This is a genomic window from Rhizobium sp. CF080 (assembly GCF_000282095.2).
GTDB lineage: Bacteria > Pseudomonadota > Alphaproteobacteria > Rhizobiales > Rhizobiaceae > Neorhizobium.
Genome location: NZ_AKKC02000009.1, coordinates 1 through 23,693 on the forward strand (window position 1 = coordinate 1; position 23,693 = coordinate 23,693).

General features: G+C 62.2%; 24 protein-coding genes. 16 read left to right on the top strand and 8 right to left on the bottom strand.

From position 1 onward, the window contains the following. The 10 genes from PMI07_RS20245 to PMI07_RS20290 all read left to right on the top strand — a co-directional run. A partial coding sequence (locus PMI07_RS20245) for a carboxylesterase family protein (protein ID WP_024163973.1) occupies positions 1-1,409 on the top strand: 1,409 nt, incomplete at its 5' end. A 182-nt stretch (positions 1,410-1,591) separates the two neighbouring features. Continuing rightward, positions 1,592-2,989, top strand: a complete 1,398-nt coding sequence (locus PMI07_RS20250) for a neutral/alkaline non-lysosomal ceramidase N-terminal domain-containing protein (RefSeq protein ID WP_024163974.1) — start codon at positions 1,592-1,594, stop codon at positions 2,987-2,989. 230 nt (positions 2,990-3,219) lie between these two features. Beyond that, positions 3,220-4,593: a GH1 family beta-glucosidase gene (locus tag PMI07_RS20255; protein ID WP_007768158.1), complete on the top strand. Its 1,374-nt coding sequence runs from the start codon at positions 3,220-3,222 to the stop codon at positions 4,591-4,593. A gap of 66 nt (positions 4,594-4,659) precedes the next feature. Further along, positions 4,660-5,409, top strand: coding sequence for an EAL domain-containing protein (locus PMI07_RS20260; RefSeq protein WP_007768160.1), 750 nt, complete (start codon positions 4,660-4,662; stop codon positions 5,407-5,409). Positions 5,410-5,736: 327 nt separating this feature from the next. After that, complete coding sequence (locus tag PMI07_RS20265; RefSeq protein ID WP_037087722.1) at positions 5,737-6,777, top strand: ATP-binding cassette domain-containing protein; 1,041 nt, start codon at positions 5,737-5,739, stop codon at positions 6,775-6,777. Next, the gene (locus tag PMI07_RS20270) at positions 6,767-7,435 is read left to right on the top strand and encodes a methionine ABC transporter permease (RefSeq protein WP_007766725.1); all 669 of its coding nucleotides are present in this window, start codon (positions 6,767-6,769) and stop codon (positions 7,433-7,435) included. Before PMI07_RS20265 ends, PMI07_RS20270 begins: the two co-directional genes overlap by 11 nt. Positions 7,436-7,502: 67 nt before the next feature. Beyond that, the gene (locus PMI07_RS20275) at positions 7,503-8,279 is read left to right on the top strand and encodes a MetQ/NlpA family ABC transporter substrate-binding protein (protein ID WP_007766728.1); all 777 of its coding nucleotides are present in this window, start codon (positions 7,503-7,505) and stop codon (positions 8,277-8,279) included. 117 nt (positions 8,280-8,396) lie between these two features. Then, positions 8,397-10,595 carry an EAL domain-containing protein gene (locus PMI07_RS20280; RefSeq protein WP_007766731.1) on the top strand — a complete coding sequence of 733 codons (2,199 nt, stop codon included), beginning with the start codon at positions 8,397-8,399 and terminating at the stop codon, positions 10,593-10,595. Between the two features lie 194 nt (positions 10,596-10,789). Continuing rightward, positions 10,790-11,047 carry a hypothetical protein gene (locus PMI07_RS20285; RefSeq protein WP_007766734.1) on the top strand — a complete coding sequence of 86 codons (258 nt, stop codon included), beginning with the start codon at positions 10,790-10,792 and terminating at the stop codon, positions 11,045-11,047. A 307-nt stretch (positions 11,048-11,354) separates the two neighbouring features. Next, the gene (locus PMI07_RS20290; protein WP_007766736.1) at positions 11,355-11,753 is read left to right on the top strand and encodes a RidA family protein; all 399 of its coding nucleotides are present in this window, start codon (positions 11,355-11,357) and stop codon (positions 11,751-11,753) included. A gap of 45 nt (positions 11,754-11,798) precedes the next feature. Here PMI07_RS20290 and PMI07_RS20295 read toward each other — a convergent pair whose 3' ends face one another. The 3 genes from PMI07_RS20295 to PMI07_RS20305 are packed head-to-tail and all read right to left on the bottom strand — an operon-like array spanning position 11,799 to position 14,226. Further along, on the bottom strand, positions 11,799-12,743 hold the full coding sequence (locus tag PMI07_RS20295) for a rhodanese-related sulfurtransferase (protein WP_007766739.1): 945 nt from the start codon (positions 12,741-12,743) through the stop codon (positions 11,799-11,801). 17 nt (positions 12,744-12,760) lie between these two features. Next, positions 12,761-13,753 (bottom strand): CHAD domain-containing protein, encoded by a 993-nt coding sequence (locus PMI07_RS20300; RefSeq protein ID WP_007766742.1) that lies wholly within the window; start codon positions 13,751-13,753, stop codon positions 12,761-12,763. Continuing rightward, positions 13,753-14,226 carry a CYTH domain-containing protein gene (locus PMI07_RS20305; RefSeq protein ID WP_007766745.1) on the bottom strand — a complete coding sequence of 158 codons (474 nt, stop codon included), beginning with the start codon at positions 14,224-14,226 and terminating at the stop codon, positions 13,753-13,755. The genes PMI07_RS20300 and PMI07_RS20305 overlap by 1 nt, the downstream gene beginning before the upstream one ends. 167 nt (positions 14,227-14,393) lie before the next feature. Between PMI07_RS20305 and PMI07_RS20310 the strand changes: the two genes are divergently transcribed. The 3 genes from PMI07_RS20310 to PMI07_RS20320 all read left to right on the top strand — a co-directional run bounded on the left by PMI07_RS20310 (position 14,394) and on the right by PMI07_RS20320 (position 16,286). Then, complete coding sequence (locus tag PMI07_RS20310) at positions 14,394-15,032, top strand: 2-dehydro-3-deoxy-phosphogluconate aldolase (protein ID WP_007766748.1); 639 nt, start codon at positions 14,394-14,396, stop codon at positions 15,030-15,032. A 46-nt stretch (positions 15,033-15,078) separates the two neighbouring features. Next, complete coding sequence (locus PMI07_RS20315; protein WP_007766750.1) at positions 15,079-15,459, top strand: GFA family protein; 381 nt, start codon at positions 15,079-15,081, stop codon at positions 15,457-15,459. 110 nt (positions 15,460-15,569) lie between these two features. Next, complete coding sequence (locus tag PMI07_RS20320) at positions 15,570-16,286, top strand: tellurite resistance TerB family protein (protein ID WP_007766752.1); 717 nt, start codon at positions 15,570-15,572, stop codon at positions 16,284-16,286. A 96-nt stretch (positions 16,287-16,382) separates the two neighbouring features. On the opposite strand, the gene PMI07_RS20325 is transcribed toward PMI07_RS20320, so the two are convergent. Beyond that, a complete protein-coding gene (locus tag PMI07_RS20325; protein WP_081760903.1) occupies positions 16,383-16,787 on the bottom strand; it encodes a heavy metal-binding domain-containing protein in 405 nt (134 codons plus the stop codon). Between the two features lie 341 nt (positions 16,788-17,128). On the opposite strand from PMI07_RS20325, the gene PMI07_RS20330 reads away from it, so the two are divergent. The 3 genes from PMI07_RS20330 (at position 17,129) to PMI07_RS33735 (ending at position 19,233) form a co-directional block, all read left to right on the top strand. Further along, the gene (locus PMI07_RS20330; protein WP_007766759.1) at positions 17,129-17,824 is read left to right on the top strand and encodes a GNAT family protein; all 696 of its coding nucleotides are present in this window, start codon (positions 17,129-17,131) and stop codon (positions 17,822-17,824) included. Beyond that, positions 17,821-18,027: a hypothetical protein gene (locus PMI07_RS20335; protein ID WP_007766762.1), complete on the top strand. Its 207-nt coding sequence runs from the start codon at positions 17,821-17,823 to the stop codon at positions 18,025-18,027. Before PMI07_RS20330 ends, PMI07_RS20335 begins: the two co-directional genes overlap by 4 nt. Before the next feature lie 120 nt (positions 18,028-18,147). After that, a complete protein-coding gene (locus PMI07_RS33735) occupies positions 18,148-19,233 on the top strand; it encodes an acyltransferase (RefSeq protein ID WP_007766765.1) in 1,086 nt (361 codons plus the stop codon). 12 nt (positions 19,234-19,245) lie between these two features. Here PMI07_RS33735 and PMI07_RS20345 read toward each other — a convergent pair whose 3' ends face one another. From PMI07_RS20345 to PMI07_RS20360, 4 genes are all read right to left on the bottom strand, one after another. After that, positions 19,246-20,265: a nickel/cobalt transporter gene (locus tag PMI07_RS20345; protein ID WP_155956608.1), complete on the bottom strand. Its 1,020-nt coding sequence runs from the start codon at positions 20,263-20,265 to the stop codon at positions 19,246-19,248. A 29-nt stretch (positions 20,266-20,294) separates the two neighbouring features. Further along, a complete protein-coding gene (locus tag PMI07_RS20350; protein ID WP_007766772.1) occupies positions 20,295-20,939 on the bottom strand; it encodes a DUF1007 family protein in 645 nt (214 codons plus the stop codon). An 81-nt stretch (positions 20,940-21,020) separates the two neighbouring features. After that, positions 21,021-22,196 carry a glycosyltransferase gene (locus PMI07_RS20355; protein ID WP_007766781.1) on the bottom strand — a complete coding sequence of 392 codons (1,176 nt, stop codon included), beginning with the start codon at positions 22,194-22,196 and terminating at the stop codon, positions 21,021-21,023. A gap of 160 nt (positions 22,197-22,356) precedes the next feature. Continuing rightward, positions 22,357-23,250, bottom strand: a complete 894-nt coding sequence (locus PMI07_RS20360) for a LysR family transcriptional regulator (protein ID WP_007766786.1) — start codon at positions 23,248-23,250, stop codon at positions 22,357-22,359. Between the last annotated feature and the right edge of the window lie 443 nt (positions 23,251-23,693).

Consider the following 23,693-nt stretch of genomic DNA (forward strand, 5'->3'; position numbering starts at 1 on the left):
CGAAGCCGGTGGAGCCGTGGGAAGGCACCAAGCCTGCGGTTACCTATGGAGAGAATTGCTTCATCCCGGACATGAAGACGGTGGCGGGCGACGAACTCTTCAACCCGCATCGCTACCTGCCGATGAGCGAGAATTGCCAGTATCTCAACATCTGGACGAAGGGCATCAAGGACGGCGCCAAGCGCCCGGTCATGGTCTGGCTGCATGGCGGCGGTTACACCAACGGTTCGGGCATAGAACTGACCTCCTATGACGGAGAGAACCTTGCCCGCAAGGGCGATGCCGTCGTCATCACGCTCAACCATCGCCTGAACGTGCTCGGTTTTCTCGATCTTTCGGCCTATGGCCCGGAATATAAGCAGTCCGGCAATGCCAGCATGGCGGATCTCGTGGCAGCGCTGCAATGGGTGAAGGACAATGCCGAAGCTTTCGGCGGCGACCCGAACAATGTTACGATCTTCGGCCAGTCCGGCGGCGGCAGCAAGGTGCGTACCCTGATGGGCCTACCGGCAGCCAAGGGCCTGTTCCACAAGGCGATCGTCCAGAGCGGTGCCACCACCAGCCCGGTCACGTCGCAGAAATCGGCGCAGCGCGTCGCCGAGTTGACGCTCAAGAACCTCGGGCTCGATGGCTCCAAGGTGGGTGACCTGAAGACGGTGCCTTATCCGAAGCTCCTGGAAGCCGCCACCAAGGCGCTCGATGAGGCCAAGAAGGAAGGCGATCCGAACCCGCGCTGGGCGCCGGTCGTTGATGCAGCCTATCTGCCGCGTGATCCGGTCGGCGACGCCTGGGTGGATCAGGCCCGCGACATCCCGCTTCTGATCGGCACGGTGCTCAACGAAAGCGAAACGATTATCCGCAACAACCCGGCTGTTCTTTATGCGGACAACAAGAACAAGTGGACGGACGAGCGGGCACAGGCAAAGCTCAAGGAACGTTTCGGCGACAAGGCGAATGCGGTCGGCAAGGCCTTCCTCGAAGCCTATCCGAACAAGAAGCTCTCCGACGCTTTCTTCGTCGATCTGAGCGGCCGCCCGGGCACGCTGAAGAATACCCAGCTCAAGGCAAAGCAGGGCGGGGCGCCGGTCTATAGCTATGTCTTCTCGTGGGAATCACCGGCCATGGGCGGCATCGGCATGTCGTGGCATTGCTCGGAAATCTCGCATGTCTTCGCCAATGCGGCACTTGTCGCTACGGCCACCGGCGGCGGGGCGGATGCGGTCGCCATGTCGGAGAAGATGAGCCAGGCCTGGGTCAATTTCGCTCGCAGCGGCAATCCGAGCCACAAGGGCCTTCCCGAATGGCCGGCCTATACGGTGGAAAAGGGCGCGACGATGATCTTCGACAACAACAGCGAGGTCCGCTTCAACCACGACCTGCCGCTGCTGAAGGCCGCCGGCGTGATGTAGTCGGCAGCCGGGCTGTCACCAGCACATAACGAGCTACGGGCGCGGCAGACAAGATCGCCTGCCACGCCCAAGGGCCGGCCACGGGGAGGCGGTTATGCCGGCTCTCCATTATTTGGCTCGTCCCGGCTTGGGAGCGAGCCGATCGGCCGGATTTTTTCAGGAGGAATATTGTGGAGAACAAAATGAAGAAAGCAGCCACCGTACTGGCAATCGCCGCCTGCGCCGTCACGATGACGATGATGCCGGCCGGCGCACAGGAGAAGGCCGGGACACTGCGCGTCGGCACGGCGCGCATCGACATCACCCCGCCGGCAAATGCCGCCTATCCGGCGATGAACGAATACGAACACGAGAAGCTCTATCTGCGGGCGATCGTTGTCGACAACGGTACGACGAAGGCGGCATTCCTCGGCGCCGATCTCGGCGGCATCAACGAGAATGTCTGGGCTGACGCCAGCAAGCGCATCGCCGAGAAACTCGGCGCGCCGGCGGAGAACATCATCCTGTCGTCCACCCACACCCACAGTGACTGGCCGGCCAACGCCACGACGGCGCCGGGCCAGCCACGCTACGGCAGCGATTTCGTGGCGAATGTGGCGCTCGATGCGGTGACAAAGGCGATGGCCGGGCTGCAGCCCGCGCTCGTCGGTTATTCCACCGGCGAGTCCTATCTCAACGTCAACCGCGACGTGGTCGACGACGAGACGCATCTGTGGACGCAGGCCGCCAATTTCAAAGCCTTCTCCGACAAGACCGTCGGCGTGCTGTCCTTCGTCAAGCCGACCGGCGAGCCGATCGCGGCCTATGTCAATTACGCCATGCACCCGGTCAACGGCTACCTGTCCGGCTTCGTCAGCGGCGATTTCGCGGCCGCGACCAGCCGTTATGTCGAGCAGAACCTCAGCGATGACATGGTGACGATCTTCACGCAGGGCGCATCCGGCGACCAGAATCCGCGTTGGCTGCGCACCGGCACGAACACGCTTGCCTCCAAGACCGGCGTCAAGATCAGCGGCTACGAGATGACCCGCGAAAAGATCGAGGCGCCGCTCCGCAACAAGCAGGTGGCGGACGGGCCGCTCGATCCCAAGGTAGCCCGCCAGCTCGGCGAATACATGCAGGCGCTCGGCGTCATCCTCGGCGAAGAGGTGATCCGGGTCATGTCGCATACGGACGGCCGGCTGAAATCGCCGGAGATCTGGGGCGCGCAGAGCACGTTGACATGCCCGGGCCGGACGCGGCTCGACAATGCCCGCGAAGGCGTGGCCGGCCAGTACAAGGACGGCGACAATGTCGATATCCGGCTCGGCGTCGTCGGCATCGGCGATATCGCACTCACGACGGTCAATGCCGAGATCTACAGCCGCATCGGCCAGCGCACCAAGGAGGCATCGCCGCTTTCCAAGACGATGCTGGTGACGCTTGCCAACGGTCGCGCCAATTCCGGTTACATTCCCGACGACGAGTCCTTCCAGCACCAGACATTCCAGGTGCTTGGCTCGAAGCTCAAGCCGGGCTGCGCCGAAGACGGGATCGCCAGCGGGATTGCTGCCTTGGTGAGCGGCCACCTCACCCAATGAGGTGACGCGGGGCCGAGGCCACCCCGAAGGAGGCCGGTCTGGCGAGACCGGTCTGCGATACTGTGCCATCTGGGGCGCCATCCGGACGATCAGTACCGGATGGCGCCAATTGCATGATCTAAAACGTTTCAGAATTATCATCTGAAATCTGTACAATCGGGCTTGGCTTGGTTAAACCGCCGCCGAACACGGTCTGGCAGACCACCCGCAACCAGCTATGGCGGCATCCAATGATCGATCCCAAGACATTTGCGAAGCGTTTCCCCGGCGATTTCCTGTTCGGGGTCGCGACGGCGTCCTACCAGATCGAAGGCTCGACCAAGGCGGACGGCCGCAAATCCTCGATCTGGGATGCGTTTTCCAACATGCCGGGCCGGGTCCATAACCGAGACAATGGCGATATCGCCTGCGATCACTACAATCGCTGGGAGCAGGATCTCGATCTCATCCAGGAAATGGGCGTCGAAGCCTATCGGTTCTCGATCGCCTGGCCGCGGATCATTCCGGAGGGTACGGGCCGGATCAACGAGAAGGGGCTGGATTTCTACGACCGGCTGATCGACGGCTGCAAGGCCCGCGGCATCAAGACCTATGCGACGCTCTATCACTGGGACCTGCCGCTGGCGCTGATGGGCGAGGGCGGCTGGACGGCGCGTTCGACGGCCTATGCCTTCCAGCGTTATGCCAAGGTGGTGATGGCGCGGCTCGGCGACCGGCTCGATGCGGTGGCGACCTTCAACGAACCCTGGTGCATCGTCTGGCTCTCCCACCTCTACGGCATCCACGCACCGGGCGAAAAGAACATGCAGGCGGCGCTTGCCGCCATGCACCATGTCAATCTCGCTCATGGCCTCGGCGTCGAGGCGATCCGGCATGTGACGCCGAACGTGCCGGTCGGCACCGTCATCAACGCTGCGTCGATCATCGCCGGCTCCGACAGCCCGGCCGATATCGCCGCCGCCGAGCGCGCCCACCAGTTCCACAACGGCGCCTTCTTCGATCCTGTCTTCAAGGGTGAATATCCGAAAGCGTTCCTGGAAGCGCTCGGCGACCGCATGCCGGTCGTCGAAGAGGGCGATCTCAAGATCATCAGCCAGAAGCTCGACTGGTGGGGTCTCAACTATTACAAGCCCGACCGCGTCCATGATGATGCGACGCGCACCGGCGATTTCCCGTGGACGGTGGAGGCGAAGCCCGCCAGCGACGTCAAGACAGATATCGGCTGGGAGGTCTATTCGCCGGGCCTGAAGCTGCTGGTCGAGGATCTCTACCGCCGCTACGACCTGCCGGATTGCTACATCACCGAGAACGGCGCCTGCTACAACATGGAACCGGAAAACGGTGAGGTGGATGACCAGCCGCGTCTGGATTATTATGTCGAGCACCTTTCCGTCGTCGCCGACCTGATCAAGGACGGCTACCCGATGAAGGGTTATTTCGCCTGGAGCCTGATGGACAATTTCGAATGGGCGGAGGGCTACCGCATGCGGTTCGGTCTCGTGCATGTGAATTACGAGACCCAGGAACGGACGATCAAGAAAAGCGGCAAATGGTATCGCGAGTTCGCCTCGTTGTTCCCGAAAGGCAACCATAAATCGGCGTAAATGCGAAGATCCTTTTTTAAGGGATGCTGTGATACCCATCGCCTCCTGATTGCTGGAGATAGTGCGATGGCTGGTTGTGTGGGATGCCGCGATGGCGAGGGTTTCGAAATCCCATTTTCGATGGCTTTCCAGCCGATCGTCGATCTGCGAACCGGTACGGTCTTCGCGCAGGAGGCCCTGGTTCGCGGGCTCGGTGGAGAGGGCGCCATGTCGGTCCTGTCGCAGGTAACAGAGCATAACCGATATGCGTTCGACCAGCAGTGCCGCGTCAAAGCCATTCAGCTTGCGGCGCGCCTGGGCGCTGATTGTCCGGATACCAAGCTTTCCATCAATTTCATGCCGAACGCCGTCTACGAGCCGCGGGCCTGTATCCGGTTGACGCTTGCGACGGCCATGCAGGTAGGTTTCCCACTGGACCGCATCATCTTCGAATTCACCGAGGGCGAGCAGGTGGATGTGAAACATCTCCTGAATATTCTGCGCACCTACAAGGACATGGGCTTCAAGACGGCGATCGACGATTTCGGCGCCGGTTATTCAGGGCTCAACCTGCTTTCGCAATTCCAGCCGGATATCGTCAAATTCGATATGGAGCTGATCCGCGGCATCGATACCGACCCGGCCAAGCGCGTCGTCGTCAAACACAGCCTGGCGATGCTTGACGAATTCGGCGTCGTTGCCCTTTGCGAAGGCGTGGAAACGCACGAGGAACTCAAGGTCCTGCAGGATCTCGGCGTATCGCTGGTGCAGGGCTACATTTTCAGCCGGCCGACCTTCGAGAGCTTTGCAAGTCCGGAGATGAAACTGGCTTCGTGACGCGGATTGCCGCCTAATCCGTCCGAATATTTTCCATCCCCCGCAATATCTGGAAATTCGTTTCTCGGCCCGGCGACGCTGCGGTGCAATAAGAGCACTGGATTGTCGGCCGAGTGGCGGCTGCGTGTGGACGAGACATGGGTAGACTACTATATCGACGCGTGAGCCGAATGTGTGATTGACCAGCGGGATGTTCCCTTGTGTCACCATTGCGCCGGCCGGTCCGTAAAAGAGTTTCCGATGTCTATAAAAGTTCAAACCCTGCCCGAGGCGCAGCACGGCGCCGTGTCGATACCGCCTGAACAACCCCTGTCTTCACCAATATCGATGGTCACTTTCGAAGCGGTGACGAAGCGGTTCGGCGGGGCTGACGACAAGAGCCAGTTCACTGCTCTCGACGGTATCGACCTTTCGGTTGCGCGCGGCGCGATCACCGGCATTATCGGCCGCTCGGGCGCCGGCAAGTCGACGCTGATCCGGCTCGTCAACGGGCTGGAAAAGGCGACCTCCGGCCGCGTCGTCGTCGATGGCGTCGAGGTGGGCGATCTTTCAGAGACGGGGCTTCGGGACCTGCGCCGCCATGTCGGCATGATCTTCCAGCACTTCAATCTGCTTTCGTCGCGCACCGCCTTCGACAATGTCGCCCTGCCGCTCGAGATCGCCGGCCTTTCCGCCAAGGCGATCCGCGACAAGGTCGCGCCGCTGATCGATCTGGTCGGTCTTGGCGACAAGTCGGACCGTTACCCGGCCGAACTCTCCGGCGGCCAGAAGCAGCGCATCGGCATCGCCCGGGCGCTTGCCACCTCGCCGAAACTGCTGCTCTCCGACGAGGCGACCTCGGCGCTGGACCCGGAAACCACGCAGTCGATCCTGGCGCTTCTGAAGCGCATCAATGCCGAACTCGGCCTAACGGTGCTTCTGATCACCCACGAGATGGAGGTGGTGAAGACCATCGCCTCCGATGTCGCGGTGATCGACCGTGGCAAGATCGTCGAGGCGGGTCGCACCTTCGACGTCTTCACCGGCGCCAAGCACGAGACGACGCGCTCGCTTCTGTCGGCAGCGCTCGGCACCAATCTGCCGGACTGGATCCGCTCGAACCTGAAGCCGCAGCCCTCGGCAGGCGATCGCGTGCTGGTGCGGCTGATCTTCTTCGGCTCGACGGCCTTCCAGCCACTGACCGCCCGGCTGGTCACCGAACTCGGCGCCGACGTGAACATCCTCGCCGGCACGATCGAGGAGATCGCCGGCGAACCCTATGGTTCGCTGGTCGTCGCCTACCCGGCCGATCCCGCTGTCACGGAGCGCGCCGAACGCTTCTATGCCGCAACCGGTCTCACCACGGAGGTGCTCGGTTATGTCGCTTGATATGCTTTTCGGCCTTCTTTCGAAGGCGCTGTGGCAGACCCTGCAGATGGTCGCCGCCGCCGGCCTGATCGGTTCGCTGATCGGCCTGCCGATCGGCGTGTTCCTGGCAACCAGCGGCAAGGGTGAGCTCTTCCCCGCACCGGTCAGCAACCGCATCATCGGCGCGATCGTCAACGCGGCGCGCTCGACGCCCTTCATCATCCTGGTGGTGGCGATCATCCCGTTCACGCGTCTCGTCACCGGCACCTCGATCGGCACCTATGCCGCGATCGTGCCGCTCACGGTCGCGACCATTCCCTTCGTCGCGCGGCTTGCCGAAGCGGCGATCCGCGAGGTGGACAAAGGCCTGATCGAGGCCGCCCGCGCCATGGGTGCCACGCCGCTGCAGATCGTCTTCAAGGTGCTGCTGGCAGAAGCCAAACCCGGCCTCACGCTCGCGCTGACGCTCACCCTCGTCAGCCTGGTCGGCTATTCGGCCATGGTCGGCGCGGTCGGTGGCGGAGGCCTCGGCGATCTCGGCATCCGCTACGGCTACCAGCGCTTCATGCCGGATGTGATGCTGGCCGTCGTCGTGGTGCTGATCGTGCTCGTCCAGGCGATCCAGAGTGCCGGAGATGCGCTCGCCCGCCGCTTCGACAAGCGCAACCGCAAGACCTGACACTTCAATCCCGGAAAACCAGCCTCCCAAGACTGGCGTATATATAATCGAACCCAAGGAGACACTTATGAAGAAGCTCATCATCGCGGCGGCACTCGCCGCCTTCGTTGCTGCGCCGGCACTTGCCGAAGACATCAAGATCGGCGTCACGCCCGGCCCGCATGCGCAGATCATGGAAAAGGTCAAGGAAGTCGCGGCTGCCAAGGGCCTCAACATCCAGATCCTCGAATTCTCCGACTACGTCGTGCCGAACCAGGCGCTGGCCGACGGCGAACTCAACGCCAATTCCTTCCAGCACCAGCCTTATCTCGACAACCAGGTCAAGGATCGCAAGTTCGATATCGTCAGCGTCGCGCAGACCGTCAACTTCCCGATGGGCGTCTATTCCAAGAAGGTGAAGAGCCTCGCCGACCTGAAGCAGGGCGCCACCGTCGCCATCCCGAACGACCCGACCAATGGTGGCCGCGCGCTGCTCATCCTCGCCGACCAGGGCCTGATCAAGGTCAATGCCGCCAAGGGCCTGAAGATCGGCCCGGCCGACGTGACCGAGAACCCGAAGAAGATCGAGTTCGCCGAACTCGACGCCGCCCAGCTGCCGCGCTCGCTCGACGATGTCGACGCCTCGGTCATCAACACCAACTACGCATTGGAAGCCGGCCTCAACCCGAAGACCGATCCGGTCGCCAAGGAAGGTGAAAAGGCCCCTTACATCAACATCATCGTCGTCAAGGCGAAGGACAAGGACGCGGCCTGGGTGAAGACCCTCGTCGAGGCCTATCACAGCGCTCCGGTGAAGGATTTCGTCAACACCCAGTTCAAGGGCGCCGTCATCGCCGCCTGGTAATATCGAATTCTCGAAAATTCTTCGTGGGCCGGCCCTCTACTGCGAGGACCGGCCCATTTACTTTAACGCTATCTGAAGGAATACCCGCGAAAGATGTAGGACTTCACGAGGTCTTCGATGCGGCTTCTTCCGTCTCGCTTCCGCCGCTCCGCAACACTTGGCCGTCGCTCCGCCGTGACGTCGATGCTGCTTGCCTTCGCGGTGGTCGTGGTTCTGGTGACGATCTTCATCCTGACTGCACTCGACCGCATCGCCGACTACGCCAATCGCCTCGATGACGGGCGCTCGCAGGAGACGACGACAGGCGCGATCCAGACGTTCGAAGAGCAGCTGCATGCGACGCTCAACGATTACGCCGCCTGGGACGATGCCGCCCAGTTCGTCTATGCGGATGATCAGGCCTGGGTCGTCAGCAACTATGGGGAGATGACCGCCAACAGCGATCTCTTCGACGTCGCGATCGTCATGGACATGAACCAGAACGTGCTGATGGCCTATCAGGACGGCGCGCCGGCCAACTGGGCCCCGCGTGACTATTTCGACAGCTCGCTGTGGACGCTGTTCGACAAGGCGAGTTCCGCCGGCGCGGAAAACCTGCCGGAGGCAGCCGATTTCGTGCAGACCAAAAAGGGTGTGGCGGCCGTCGGCGTCGCGTTGATCCGGCAGAAATCGGGGCAGCTCGATCAGCCGGTCTCGAACCGCCGCTTCCTGATCTTTGCCCGGCATCTCGACGAGGCCAAGGTTCAGAAACTCTCCGATACCTATGTCATCGAGGGGCTTCGTTTCGCGAGCCCAGCCCATACCGTGTCCAACATGGTGGAGATCCGCAATATCCACGGCAAGGTGTTGCAGCGGCTCGTGTGGAATTCGCGCAGGCCGGGCGACATGGGTTATGCCCAGGTCCGGCCGCTCGTCTATTGCGCGCTCGCCATGGTCGGCCTGTTTTTCCTCCTCCTCTTCGTCAGCGGCAGCAACACGCTCAACCGCCTGACGGCGGACGAAGCGTCGGCGCGGCATCTCGCCATGAGCGACCGGTTGAGCGGGCTCCTCAACCGCGCCGGCTTCTTCGCCGCTCTCGATGCGCTGGTGCTGCAGAGCCGCCGCAACAACAATGACGTGGCGCTGCTCTATCTCGATCTCGACGGTTTCAAGGAAGTCAACGACGCCTATGGCCACGGTACCGGCGACAAGCTGATCCGCGGCGTCGCGGCCGGCCTCAAGACGCTGGTCGGCGATACGGCGACCCTTGCCCGCGTCGGCGGCGACGAGTTCGCCATCGCGCTCGCGACCACGGATATCGCCCGGGTCGTGGATACGCTAAGCGACCGCATTCTCGGTTTTTTCGACGAGCCCTTCGTGATCGGCGAGAGGGTCGCGACGATCGGCACCTGCATCGGCGTCGCCATTTCGCCGCGCGGCAAGGTCTCCGGCGAGGAGCTGGTGCGGCGTTCCGACATGGCCATGTATCACGCCAAGGAAACCGGACGCGGCCGCACCGAATATTACCGGCCGGAAATGGATGCGCAGCGCGAAGAGCGCAACATGCTGGAAATCGACCTCAGGATTGCCATCGAACGCCGGGAGCTCAGCGTCGTCTACCAGCCGGTGGTGGATGCCAGGACCTGGCGGATCATCGGCGTCGAGGCGCTCGCCCGCTGGAACCGCACCGGTTACGGCCCGGTCTCGCCCGACGTCTTCATTCCAATCGCCGAATCGACCGGGCTCATCGACCAGCTCGGCCTGTTCGTGCTGCACCGCGCCTGCGAAACGCTGACATTGTGGCCGGAGCTCAAGCTCGCGGTCAACATCTCGCCCGGCCAGTTCCGCGATCCGGCATTTGCCGTGCATGTCGCGTCGGTGTTCCGCAAGACCGGCACCGATCCTTCCCGCATTACGCTGGAAATGACCGAGGGCTATTTCATCCAGAGCCCGGAACGCGCCCGCGCCGCGCTTGCCAAGCTGAAACAGCTCGGGGTGAAGATCGCTCTCGACGATTTCGGTGCCGGCTTTTCGAGTGTCGGATATCTGCGCCAGTTCGGTTTCGACCGGATGAAGATCGACAAGTCGCTGGTGCATGCGCTCGAGGAGGGCGGCCGCGCCGTCGATCTCTTGCAGGCGACCGTGGCGCTCGCCCGCTCACTGGAAATCCCGGTCACCGCCGAAGGCGTCGAGACGGAGGCGCAGGCGATGCAGCTGAGGCTGACTGGCTGCGACGAGTTGCAGGGCTATCTGTTCGGCAAGCCGATGTCATGGGAAAAGATCGACATCATCTACCGCGGCAACCGACTGCCGGGCGGGATGAGCGGGGCGGCGTGAGCTCCTTACGCGTCACGTGGGCCTCTACGTCCTGAGGTCTGGATCCTCGGGTCGAGCCCACGGCAGAATAGGGCCATTTCTCATCCTTGTGATATTCTCTGGGTACAAACGAAGGATACAAGCAGGAAAATTATCAACAAGGCGCCCGAGCCGCATTGCCCGGTACTGCCTCAGCTTCGACCCGGGTGAACTCAATGACATCGCCATTGTTCAAGATACTACGCCGGCTCGACGAGGCGCACATCCATTACTTCATCGAGCGGCACCGGGATGACACGATCGACATTACCGCGACGATCGTCGGTCAGCGCATCGAGATATCGGTATTCGAGGACGACCACGTCGAGATATCGCGCTTTGTCGGACACGAGGAGATCGAGGGCGAAGACGTCCTACATGCGATCATCGACCGGGAGATAGCAGAAGAGCTACGTTACGAGAAGAAAGACTGACGGCAGAGCGCCGATTATTCACTGGCGAACCGTCGGACCCCATTTGTCCGGGATACTAGCCCAACCGTCTCCGCCGATATACCTCACGCCGCGCTTCTTGGCGAGCCTGATTTGGAGCTGGCGCCGGCTGCGGAAGCAGCTCCTTTATTCCACATACGCCGCGTATGCCAATTGACATACGCGGCGTATGTGATGTAAAGGCGCATACGGGGCGTATGTCAACGCGCCCGTATGTTAAAACCAAAGGCCGGATGCGAAGAGCCATCACGACGCGGCGGAAACCGGCCTTTCAAAAAGGAATGAAGCAATGAGCACACGCGAGGCGATCTTCCCTGCCGGCCGGCATGCACTCTACGAAGAGCACCGCTATTCGGCGGCCATCCGCTCTGGAGACCTTCTGTTCGTTTCCGGCCAGGTCGGCAGCCGGGTAGACGGTTCACCGGAGCCCGACTTCGAGCGTCAGGTGCAACTGGCGTTCGACAATCTGGCGGCCGTATTGAAGGCGGCCGGCTGCACGTTTCAGGACGTCGTCGACGTCACGACCTTCCATCCCGATCCGCAGGCCCAGCTCGAAACCGTCATGGCCGTGCGGCAAAAGGCGATCGGCGAGGCACCCTATCCGAACTGGACAGCGGTCGGCGTCACCTGGCTCGCCGGTTTCGATTTCGAAATCAAGGTGATCGCCCGGATACCGCAGGCGGCTTGAAGCAGCGACAATGCGCTCGCGCCAGCGATCTGGCGCGGGCAAGCCTTACCCGCCGATATGCCTCACGCCGCGCTTTTTGGCGAGTGCGATCTGGAGCTGGCGCTGGCGGTAGCGATCGCGGTCGTCCTCGGTGCGGGTCGGGTAGCAGTTCGAGCAGGAGACGCCTTCCTCGTAATGGGGCGAGGTCACTTCTTCAGCCGTGATCGGGTTGCGGCAGGCGTGGCAGAGCTTGTGGTTGCCTTCCTTCAATCCGTGCTCGACGGACACGCGTTCGTCGAAGACGAAGCAGGCGCCTTCCCAGAGGCTTTCCTCGGCGGGCACCTCTTCCAGATATTTCAGGATGCCGCCCTTGAGGTGGAAGACTTCGTCGAACCCCTCTTCCTTCATGAAGGCGGTCGCCTTCTCGCAGCGGATACCGCCGGTGCAGTACATGGCAATCTTCGGCTTGTTGTGCAGGCCGGGATTGTTCTTCACCCAGTCGGGAAACTCGCGAAATGTCTTGGTCTGCGGATCGACGGCGCCCTTGAAGATGCCGATCGCCGTTTCGTAGTCGTTGCGGGTGTCGATGACGATCGTTTCCGGATCGGAAATCAGCGCGTTCCAGTCTTTCGCCTCGACATAGGTGCCGACGATGCGCTTGGGGTCGATGTCCTCGACGCCCATGGTGACGATTTCCTTCTTCGGCCGCACCTTCATGCGCAGGAAGGGCATTTTGGAAGCACGGCTTTCCTTGTGCTCCAGGCCGGCGAATTCCGGCTGGGCGCGCAGATAGGTGATGAGGCCAGCGATCGCCGCGTCGGAGCCGGCAACCGTGCCGTTGATGCCCTCGCGGGCGATCAGCAGCGTGCCCTTGATGCCGTTCTCGTCGCAGAAGGCCTGCAGTGGCTCGCGAAAGCTCTCATAGCGGTCGAAACGCGCGAAATGATAGAGCGCGGCGACGAGCCAGGCGCCCGTTGTTTCCGGGCGGGTTTGAAGGATGTTGTCGGTCATGGCGCTGAAATACAGCGTCAGGACACGCCGCGCAACGCGGTTTCTTTCGCAGGTGCTTCATGCGCCCTGTGCAGCTTTGCCGCACGGCGCTCCCTGCGCGGCGCGGTAGCCGCCTTTTCCCAGAGCAGCGTGATCAGCCCGCTTTCCGTCTCGGCGCTGTCGGCAAACACCTCGTGCGCCGCTTCCAGCGCCTCGTACCGCAGCGCCTGCTGGCGGGTGATGATGGAGCCGAGCACCAGCGCCAGCGTGTCGCTGTCGCCGAACAGTTCCGGGTTTTCGTTGACGAGCCCGGTCAGCACCGAGAGGTCGTGCTCATGGCCGAGCAGATCGACAAGCGCTTTCGCCTGCTTCTGTTTGGCGAGCATCGCGGAGGGCCAGATCTCGCTGAGCAGGGACAGGTGCATCCAGTAGGTCTGGCCGCATTTTCGCAGCTCGTGATAGACCTCGGCATCGCCGTGTTCCTCGCAGCCGGCCAGTGCGCCGAGCGCTTTCTCGCGCTGTTTCTTCCAGGCCCTGGCGAGCCGCTTGGCCGTCTTGTGCGGATCGTCGTCGAGATCGAGGTCGTCGAGGGCCGCGATCGCGGCGCGACAGGTATCGGCGGCCGCTGCCATCTTGGCCGGCAGGTCGTGTTCCTCCGAAGCGATCCGGTCGCGCCTCTCGGTCAGTGCCGTGGACGCAAAGGCGAGTGCTGCCATTTCCTCCGCGGATGTGGCTTGGGTTGCGAGATAGTCGACCGTTTCGACCAGCGCGGTCGCGTCGCGCACGGCCGAGAGCGTCTGCGCCATGTCGCGGATGCGGCTGTTTTCGCGGGCACGGAATTCCTTGGCATCCTGCTGGACCAGCCGGTAGAGGGCGCGGACCCGCTTGAAGCGTTTTCGCGCGTCGTGGACTGCCTCGTGCGGGCCGTCCGGCTGTTCCTCCAGCAGATGGATTGCCTTGGAGAGCTGGCTTTCCGCAACCGAGCGGAACTCGTCGGTGAAGGGTTTGGCGGGCCGCAGACGGTATGCCATTACAGAAGTTCTCCGCTCATGTCTTCCGTTGCCATCACCATGTTGGAATATCGTCTGTCGCCGGTGATTTCCCGGCCGATCCAGTCGGGAATGTTGGGCAGGGCGCCCACATCCTCCACCTCGACTTCGGCGACGATCAATCCCTTGTAAGCTCCGTCATAGACGTCGACTTCCCAGATATAACCTCCGTGCTCGACTTCATGACGGGTCTTTTCGAGCACGACGCCGATGGCATTCTGCGCCATCTCTTCGGCATCGGCCAAGGGGATTTCGTATTCGAATTCATCGCGGGCGATCAGGTCCCGGCCGATCTTGATGGTCAGCTTGGCGCGCTTGCCGTCCATGATCCGGATGCGTACCGAACGGTCGTCGCCGGATGCGATATAGGCCTGCAGGAAATCGGTGGACGACGACACTTCCGAGCGCCAGCCGTCGCTCTTCACCAGAAATTTCCGTTCGATTTCCTTGGCCATGCTCCACCCGCCGCCCCGGGAATTTTTACAAACTGTGCCAACCCTAGTGCAAACTCTGCATGCCGCAAACCCGTTCGACGATGACAGCCTGTTTTTTCTCGACAATGACAGGCTTGAGGGGTATCTCGGCCTTAAAGTTTTCAATCGTTTTAGCGGAGACCTGACCCATGACCGGCAAGACCGAAAAGCTGCTTTCCATCCTGAAACTGCAGCCGGTGGTTCCGGTGCTGATCGTCGACGACGCCAAGTCGGCTGTGGGTCTGGCTCGCGCACTGGTCGCCGGCGGTCTGCGGGCGATCGAGATCACCATGCGCACGCCGGCGGCCCTCGATGCGGTGAAGGCGGTGGCCGCCGAAGTCGAAGGCGCCAATGTCGGCGCCGGCACGATCCTCAACGCCCGCGATTACGAGGCGGCCGTCAAGGCGGGTTCGACCTTCATCGTCTCCCCCGGCGTCACGCCCGGTGTGCTGTCGGCCGCCAAGGACTCTCCGGTGCCGCTTCTGCCGGGTGCCGCGACCGCCAGCGAAGTGATGACGCTGCGCGAGGCCGGCTACGAGGTGCTGAAATTCTTCCCCGCCGAACAGGCCGGTGGCGCCGCCTACCTGAAGGCGCTGTCCTCGCCGCTCGCCGGCACGCTGTTCTGCCCGACCGGCGGCATTTCGCTGAAGAACGCCAACGACTACCTGTCGCTGCCGAACGTTATCTGCGTCGGCGGCTCCTGGGTCGCGCCGAAGGACCTCGTTGCCGCAGGCGACTGGGCCGGCATCACCAAGCTCGCTTCGGAAGCGGCGGCGCTGAAGGCATAGCCGGAACTCGTTTCCGAGCTCTGACTGGTGGCCGGGGAGGGCTTGCATGCACAAGGGATCATGTCTCTGCGGCGCGGTCACCTTCGAGATCGAGGGTGACCTGTCCGCGCCGGATGCCTGTCATTGTTCGAAATGCCGAAAACATTCCGGCCATTTTTTCGCATCCACGGATGTCGTCAGGGAGCGGCTGGCGATCAAGGGTGCCGAGAACATCACCTGGTTTCAGTCTTCCGAGAAGGTCCGGCGCGGGTTTTGCGCCACCTGCGGCTCTTCCCTCTTCTGGGATCCGCTGCACAAAGACTGGATCGCCATTGCCATGGGCGCGTTTGACGGCCCGACCAGGACCCGGTTGAACAAGCATATCTTCGTCGCCGACAAAGGCGATTATTACGACATTGCCGACGGGCTGCCTCAGAACCAGCAATGAATGTCTTCGAGACCCTGTTTCTCCCGCGACACTAGGCCGCCGCAACCGGCCTTTGTAATTTGATGGCTGAATTCCTATCTCTCCCCGGAAACACAACAGGGAGATGTGCGATGTTCGACGCGAAGAAGCTTCTCGACCAATTTCTGGGGTCACAGATTCCGGGCATGTCGGGGGGAAGCGTGAGAGACCGGGCGGGGCAGGCGACCCAGCTTGCCAAGAACAACCCGCTCGCCACCGGCGCGATCCTGGCGGCCGTCCTCGGCACCAAGACCGGCCGCAACATCGCCGGCAATGTCGCCGCCGTCGGCGGCATCGCAGCGATCGCCGGCCTCGGTTATCTCGCCTACAAGAACTATCAGTCCGGCCAGTCGCCGCAGACGGCGCCGCAGCCAGCTCCCCAGGCCGACAAACCGCTGCTTTCGCCGCCGGCCGATTCACCCTTCCATCCGCAATCTTCCGCCCTCACCAACGATTTCGCGCTGACGCTGGTGCGCGCGATGATCGCCGCCGCCAAGGCCGACGGGCATATCGATGCCGGCGAGCGCGCCAACATCATGGACAAGGTGCATGCAGTCGATCTCGGCGCCGAGGCGGAAGCCTTCATCGAGAACGAGCTCGCCAATCCGGTCGATATCGACGATCTGGTCGCGGCTGCCCGCACCGAGGAGCAGAGGGTCGAGATCTACGCCGCCTCGCGCCTCACCATCGATCCGGACACCCGTGCGGAGCGCGGTTATCTCGACCTGCTGGCCGGCCGCCTCGGACTGAACGATGCGCTGATCGAGCATATCGACGCCACCGTTTCGGCCGCGAAGGTCAAGGCGTAAGCCGAAGCCGCGCTACCCTCTGTCAATTCGCTGTGTTTCCTATCCCGGTCCCGCTCCGGCGGGCTGGGGAACGCGCAATCGTCAGCGAGGTTGTGGTCAGTCGGCGAGTTTGACGGCGGTGCCAGTCGCCGCGACGAACAGGATGCCGCCGGACCCGCCGGTCGACAACTCGCTGAAATCGATCTTGATGGCGATGATCGCGTCGGCATTCAGGCGGATCGCCTCGCGGCGAAGCTCGATCATGCACACGGTCCGGGCGTCGCGCACGGCGGTTTGTACGGTCTTGCTGCGACCGCCGAATAAATCACGGAAACTGTTGGCGATATCCTTGAAGATGCTCATGCCGAGCGCCGTTTCGGCTCCGACGATCCCGACGATGCTGTCAATCTGCCGGCCCGGAATGTCGTTCCCGGTGGTGATGATGATCCTCGCAAGCGCCGGGTCATTGAGATCTTCGGGGGAGACGATACCCTCCTCGATCTTCTGGTAGGCCGATGCCATGCTTGCGGCTTCCGCCTTCGCGCGGCAGTCCCGGCAGATGCCGCCCCGCAGATCCCCGAAGCCGAATTCCCTATTGCATGAGGTGCAGACCGCCATTGGACAACTCCCATGATTGATCTTTGAAGGGAAGCAGAGAGCCGGGACCGTGTCCATATCAAAGTGAGGATGGGAAGCAGCCGCCCTCGCTCTTCTCCCCTCGGGGAGAAGATGTATGCCGTGCCGTCTTCTTCCCCATCAGCTCGAGCTCGGCAGGTCCTGCTACTTGCACGCAGACCACCTCGCTACCGGTTGCCTTTCGCGTATCGCTGGCCTAAGCCTCGGCTAAGATACAAGAGGCTGATATGCGCGATCTGAAGAACTACAAAGTTGCCGCCCCCTCTCCCGTTACCCTCAAGGGCCGGTTCGTGACGCTCGAACCCTATGACAGGGAGACCCATCTCCAGGCGCTGTGGGACGGGCTCGGCGGAAAGGACGGCATCAATCCGCTTCTCAAATATTTCCCCAACGACGATTTCGCTGATGTGAACGCGTTCGGCGACTGGCTGGAAAACGCCCGCGTCCATTCGAGCTTCGTGACGCTCGTCTCGCGCGACAACGCGACCGGCAAAGTGGTCGGCATGGCGAGCTATATGCGGCCGGATCCGAAGAACGGCGTCATCGAAGTCGGCTCGGTCGCGCATGGCGCGTCCATGAAGCGTTCGCCGCTGTCGACCGAAGTCCATTACCTGATGGCGAAACACGTGTTCGAGGGGCTTGATTACCGCCGCTACGAATGGAAATGCCACAACGAGAATGAGCCGAGCAAGACGACCGCCCGCCGTTACGGCTTCACCTTCGAGGGCGTGTTCCGCCAGCACGTCATTTCCAAGGGCGCCAATCGCGACACCGCCTGGTTCTCGATGATCGATGTGGAATGGCCGCTGTTGAAGGCGGCCTTCGAGGCCTGGCTGTCGCCCGACAATTTCGATGCGGACGGCATGCAGAAGCGGCGGCTCGAAGATATCCGCGCCGAGCTCGCAAAAGGAACGATGGCATGACGCCCGAGGCAAAATCGCAGGCGATCGCCGCTGCCGTCATTCTCGTCAGCATCGGGCTGGTGATCTATTTCCTGCCGACGATCGTGATGTGGATTGCCCAGTTTTCTCCGGTGCTCGCCTTTGTCATCGGCTCGCTGCTGCTGCTCGGTTTTTTTGCCATCTTCTGGCTGAGGGCGCGCTACCAGCGCAATCGCGGCCGCTGACCCCGCGATCGGGGCGCAGTCCTAAGGCGTAGCCGCCTAGCCTGATGGCCGGGTTGTGCGTTGTTCCAGCCCTTGTAAGCTGCCGGCCTTGCCTGGTTTACAGGTCCTGGAGGTGCTGTCATGGCGGTGGGCGAAATCAGGTCGATGACGGGCGTTCGCGGGGCGGCGGCCGTGTTCGTGATGGTCTATCATTTCGAGCTCGACCGGATCCCGTCGGACGGCGCACTCTCGACTTTCCTCAATCACGGCTATCTGTCTGTCGATCTGTTCTTCATCCTCAGCGGCTTCGTCATGGCGCATGTCTACGGGCCGTCGTTCCTGTCGGGCGCCTTCCGGTTCGGTGATTTCCTGTGGCACCGCATCGCCCGGATCTATCCGCTCTATCTCGCCGTGACGCTGGGGTTCATCGCGCTCGCCTTCGTCAAGTCCTCCCAGCTCGATATCGGGCCTGACGTCTTCGTCTCGAATGTCCTGATGCTGCAGGCGCTCGGCAACTGGCCGAGCATCGATCCGCCCGCCTGGTCGGTCAGCGCCGAAATGCTGGTCTACCTGCTGTTTCCGGTGATCGGCCTTTTGTGCCTGAAATCGAGCCGGACGGCGGCGCTCCTTCTCGGTATCGGAGCGCTCCTCGCGATCCTGATCCTGACGCTTGCCGCCTCGCTCCACTATATCGGGTCGACGATTTCCAAGGGACTGCTCGACCTGATCGCTGCCCCGTTCACGCTGATCCGCTGCCTTGCGGGTTTCACCCTCGGCCAGCTGCTCTGGCGGCTGCATAACGACCCGGTTGCCGCATCCTTCGCCTCGCGGACCTCGATCCAGATCTGTGTCGCTCTTCTGGCGCTGGTGGCGCTCACCCAGCCGGATTGGGATTTCCCGATCTATCTGCTGATCATCCTGCTGATCTTCTGCCTCAGCACCGACCGCGGCATGTTTTCCGGCTTTTTCGCCTCCCGGCCGCTGCATTTCCTCGGCGACATTTCCTTTGCCGTCTATCTCACCCATTACCGGGCGCTCGGCGTCTGGAGCATGGTCGAGGGTAGGCTCGGCAATACGGGCTTCGTGATCCGCAACGTGGTTGCGACGGTGGTGACGAGCATGGTGGTGATCGGCGTATCATGGCTGCTGCATGTGGGCATCGAACGGCCCTGCCGGCAATTGATGCGCAAGGGCAGCGCGGCTTTCGTGAGAAAGCCGGCCGCCTGAGAGCGACCGGGGTTACGCTTGCAAAGCGGCGCCGAGCAGCGACAGCCCGACCAGCAGCACGAACAGCGCGCCGCCGATCTCGATAACATGGGTGATCCGCCGTCCCGCGCGCGAGCCCGGTCCGGCAAAGCGGACGGCGAGGTCCTTGGCGGTAACCGCAAGCGTCGCCAGGATGGTGACGGTGATCGCCGTGCCGATCGACATGGCGAGGACCGACAGAACGCCGCCGAGATAAAGGCTGTTCAACAGCGCAAAGCTCATCACCAGGATCGCCCCGGAACAGGGCCGCAGGCCGACGGCAATGATCGCCGACCAGGCCTCGTGCAGGCTGAAATCCTTGGACTTCAGCATCGCCGGGTCCGGCATGTGACTGACGCCGCAGGTCTCGCAATATTCGCCGGAGCCCTGGTAGTCGTGATCGTCGATCTCGACCGCCTGGAAATTGAGTCCCGTCGGACCGCGCCCGATCCCGGCGGGGGCTGCGACCGGCATGCTGACGACACGCATCCGGAGCGCCCGGATCTTTTTCACCAGCAGCCAGGCGCCGAACAGAGCGACCATGGCGAAGCTGGCGATCTCCATTGCCTGGGTCGCCGCCGTCATGGTGATGCCGGAACCGCGCAGCACCAGATAGGCCGCGCCGACCAGCAGCACCGCCACCACGCCCTGCAGCAGCGCCGAGATGAAGGAGATGACGACGCCGCGCTTCAGCTCGATCTCGTTGGCGATCATGTAGGAGGAGATCACCGCCTTGCCGTGGCCGGGGCCGGCGGCATGGAAGACGCCGTAGGCGAATGACAGCCCGATCAGGCCGGAGAGCGCCCAGGGGTCCTCGCGCATCGCCTTCAGCGAACCGGTCAGCGCCCGGTAGAAGGACTGCTGGTAGACGTTGATCCACGCGAAGAACGGGCCGAGCGGCCCGCCGATCGAGAATGAGGGTTCCGCCGAACCGACGCCGAGCGGCGACTGCGCATGCGCCGAACCCGCCGTCAGGATGCCGACCGCCGCGACGGCAAGAAGGGCAGGGATCATGACGGAAGGGATAAGCGCGCTGCGGGTCGTCAGCATGTCAGTTCCAGTCGGGTAGCGAAGAGTTTCGACATGTCGGTGCCGGTCGGATCGTTGAAGAACGCGTCGGTCAGTGACGTGGTGTTCTGCGAGATCACCTCGTCGGGATCGGGGCGCACCACCTTGTGCTGGCAATGGGAAAAACCCTCGCCCTTGGTAATCAGGTCGCCGTCGGTCGGGAAGTCGATCGAGGTGTACATGGAGGGATCGTAGATGCCGAAGGTGAGCCTGCCCTTGAGCGGCACCGGTTTCTCGGGCTTGACCGCAAACAGGACCATAAGCTGGTTGCCGTCGAGCGAGACATGGATCACGTCCGGCTTCTGCACGCCGACGACCGCGCCGTTGACCGTGATCGTCGTGAAATAGTGATAGTCGCCCAGCGACTTGCGCATCACCTCGCCGAGGGCCGCGAGCTCCTTGGCGTCGAGCTTGAGGTCGGTATTCTTGTCGAAATCGAGCAGCACGCTCGAGGAGAAGACCTCGTCGAAGCGCCAGACATTGTGCAGCTCCGCGACATGGCCGTCGGTGCCGGCCACGACTTCCAGCCGCGCCTCGGCGAAGATGTGCGGGTGGGCGATCGCGGGGAGGGGAATGCAGCCTGCCGCCAGCGCGGCAATGGTCAAGACTCGGTATCGCATTCGGCCTGTGGCTCCCCGGTTCGTCCGCCCTTGCAGTGCAGCGCAAATGAGACGGAATTTCGACTCGAACCGAGTGGGAGTCTAGTGCCTGGTCAGATTTTCCAGATGCTCCATGCGTTTGCGGAACTGGCTTTCGAAATCCCAGCCTTGAGCGAATCGAAGCGCGTTTTCGCCGCGCTCCACGATCGACGGACGATCCCTATCGAGTGCTGCGATTCGCTCGGCCATCGCTCCGATATCACCGAGCGGTGCGATCCAGCCGGCCTTGGATTCTGCCATCAGTGCCGACCACATCTTGTTGTCGTAGCCGGCGATCGGAACGCCGCAGCCCATCGTCTCGATATAGGTGCAGGAGGGGTCGGACTGCCTGTGGCAGCTGAGGAAGATATCCGCACCCGTTCGCGTCAGCGGCACGAGTTCCCGCTCGAAATCGACCGGATCCTTGAGGAAGACGCAGTCCTGAAGCCAGTGTTTTTGGATGTCCGCGGCGATCTCACCGGAAAGGCTTCCTTCGCCGTAGATCGTCAGCGTGAAGTCGATGCCCTGCTCGTTGAGCAGCCTGGCGATCGGAATAAGATCCTGCGACCCTTTCATCGATTCGAGCCGTCCGGAATGGATGAGCCGCAACGGCTCGCCACTGAGAAGATACCGTTTTCGCGCGTTCATCTCCTCCGGTGTCGCGAACATCGCCGGTTTCATGCGGTTGTCGAGATAGAGGAGCTGGCTGCCGCCCATGTTCCGATAAGCGGTGTGGGCCGGATAACCGTTCGCCTGGATGCCGCGGGCGGCGCGGAAGGCGCGCTTGCGTTTGTATTCCTGCATTACCGTCCAGGCCATGCCGTAGATTTTCCGCGGCAGGTTGCGGCTATCGTCGAGCGAGATGATCTGCAGCCGGGTCTGATGAGTGTATTCGATCGAATAGACGACGGCGCTCTTCGCCTGCCGGATCACTGCCGGCGGCAACAGGTCCAGATAGGAATCCCCCGACAGCAGCGCGAGGTCGAAATCGGCAAGATGCTCTGCGGAAACCCGCTCCTCGGGCTCCAGGATACGCACCCGGAAATCCAGGTCGTCGACGTCGTAGCGACCCCCGAAGGGTATGTCGGTCGCGCCGCGCCGGATGAAGCAGGTGACTGGCCCCGACCAGTGCTGCACATGCAGGGCCATGCCGGAGACGAATTTCTTGTCGAGCACCAGCGTGCCGCTCGCCGCCTCGATCACCGGGGCCGATACGAACATCGCCAGGCTTTTCTGCATGGATATCCATCCCTCCGCGGTGACGAGACTTTTGCACGCCGAACCGCACTATGCGGATCGAATTGAAGCCTGGGCAAGCCGGCCAATAGGTCGACACATGTCGGAGAGATTACCTCGTTCGCGGTAGGAACGGCCGAGGCGCCGAGCGCCTCGCCCGGCATCAATGCTGGCGGCGGAACCAGGCGGAAAGGAAGTCCACGAAGCTTCTCACCTTCGCCGGCAGATAGCGGCGATGCGGATAGACCGCATAGATGCCGCGGTCCTTGGCGATATAATCGTCGAACAGCGTTACCAGTTCGCCCGACTGGATCGAGGCGTTGGCGATGAAATCCGGGATGATCGCGACGCCGAGGCCCGCACGGGCGGCACGCAGCGTCGCCTGCGGGCTGTTGATCTCGACCGGGCCGCTGACGGCGACCGAGATCGTCGAGCCGTCCTTGTCGGTGAAGCGGACATTGTTGTGCCAGCGGGAATTGGTGTCGATGATGAAGGGGACGCGGTTCAAATCCTGCGGGTGTTCGAGCGGGCCGTATTTCGCGACGAAATCGGCGGTCGCCACCGTATAGACCCGGAAGTCCGAGAGTTTTCGCGCGATCAGGCCGGAATCCTCGAGCTTGGTGATACGGATCGCGAGGTCGAAATTTTCCTCGATCAAGTCGACGAAGCGGTCTTCGGCGACGATTTCCAGCGACACTTCCGTATGGCTCTTGGCGAAATCGATCAGCGACTGGCCGACCTCCGCATCGACGAAGGTGCGGGGCACGGACACGCGCAGGCGGCCCTTCAGATCGGCATTGTTCTCGCGCACCAGGTCGGCGAGGTTGTCGATCTCCTTCAGGATGTCGGCGGCGGTCCTGTAATAGGTATGGCCGGCTTCGGTCATCGAGAACTGGCGGGTGGTGCGGTTGAGCAGCAGCGCGCCGAGATCGTCTTCGAGTTCGCGCACGTATTTGGACAGCAGCGCCTTGGACCGCCCGGTCCGCCGGGCGGCGGCCGAAAAGCCTTCTGCTTCAACCACATCGATGAAGGCCCGCATGCGGGTGAGAGTGTCCAAATGTCGCCCCTTTTGGTCTGGTCGATCCTAGTTGGGATTTTGCACGGAATTGTGCAATGCGAATTTTCGACGAAGGTCAAAAAAACTCTTGATTATGACCGCGAATATTCTTATCTCCCGGTCAGCCCAAAGTCGCACGTGCCCGTGGGTGTCCGCCGACCCTCTATTTGGTGAGGTCATCGGTAAGGTACCTGGAACTAACCCCTCCAGTCGCTATTCCGGCCATCCGGGAAATGCGAGGACATCTGAAGCAACGACGGTGCGGGCCTTTTTGTTCTCTCCCTGCTTTCCATCAGCGGGGGTTACTGAAGAGGCACACCATCATTGCCGGAAGTGCGGTAGGGACCTCCCTCCAATCCATGGCAGACAAAGCCGGATCATTGTTCGTGGCAGAGCGTTGATCCACTTATCGCGCGTTTGAGCGTGTCAAGGAACCGGTGTCT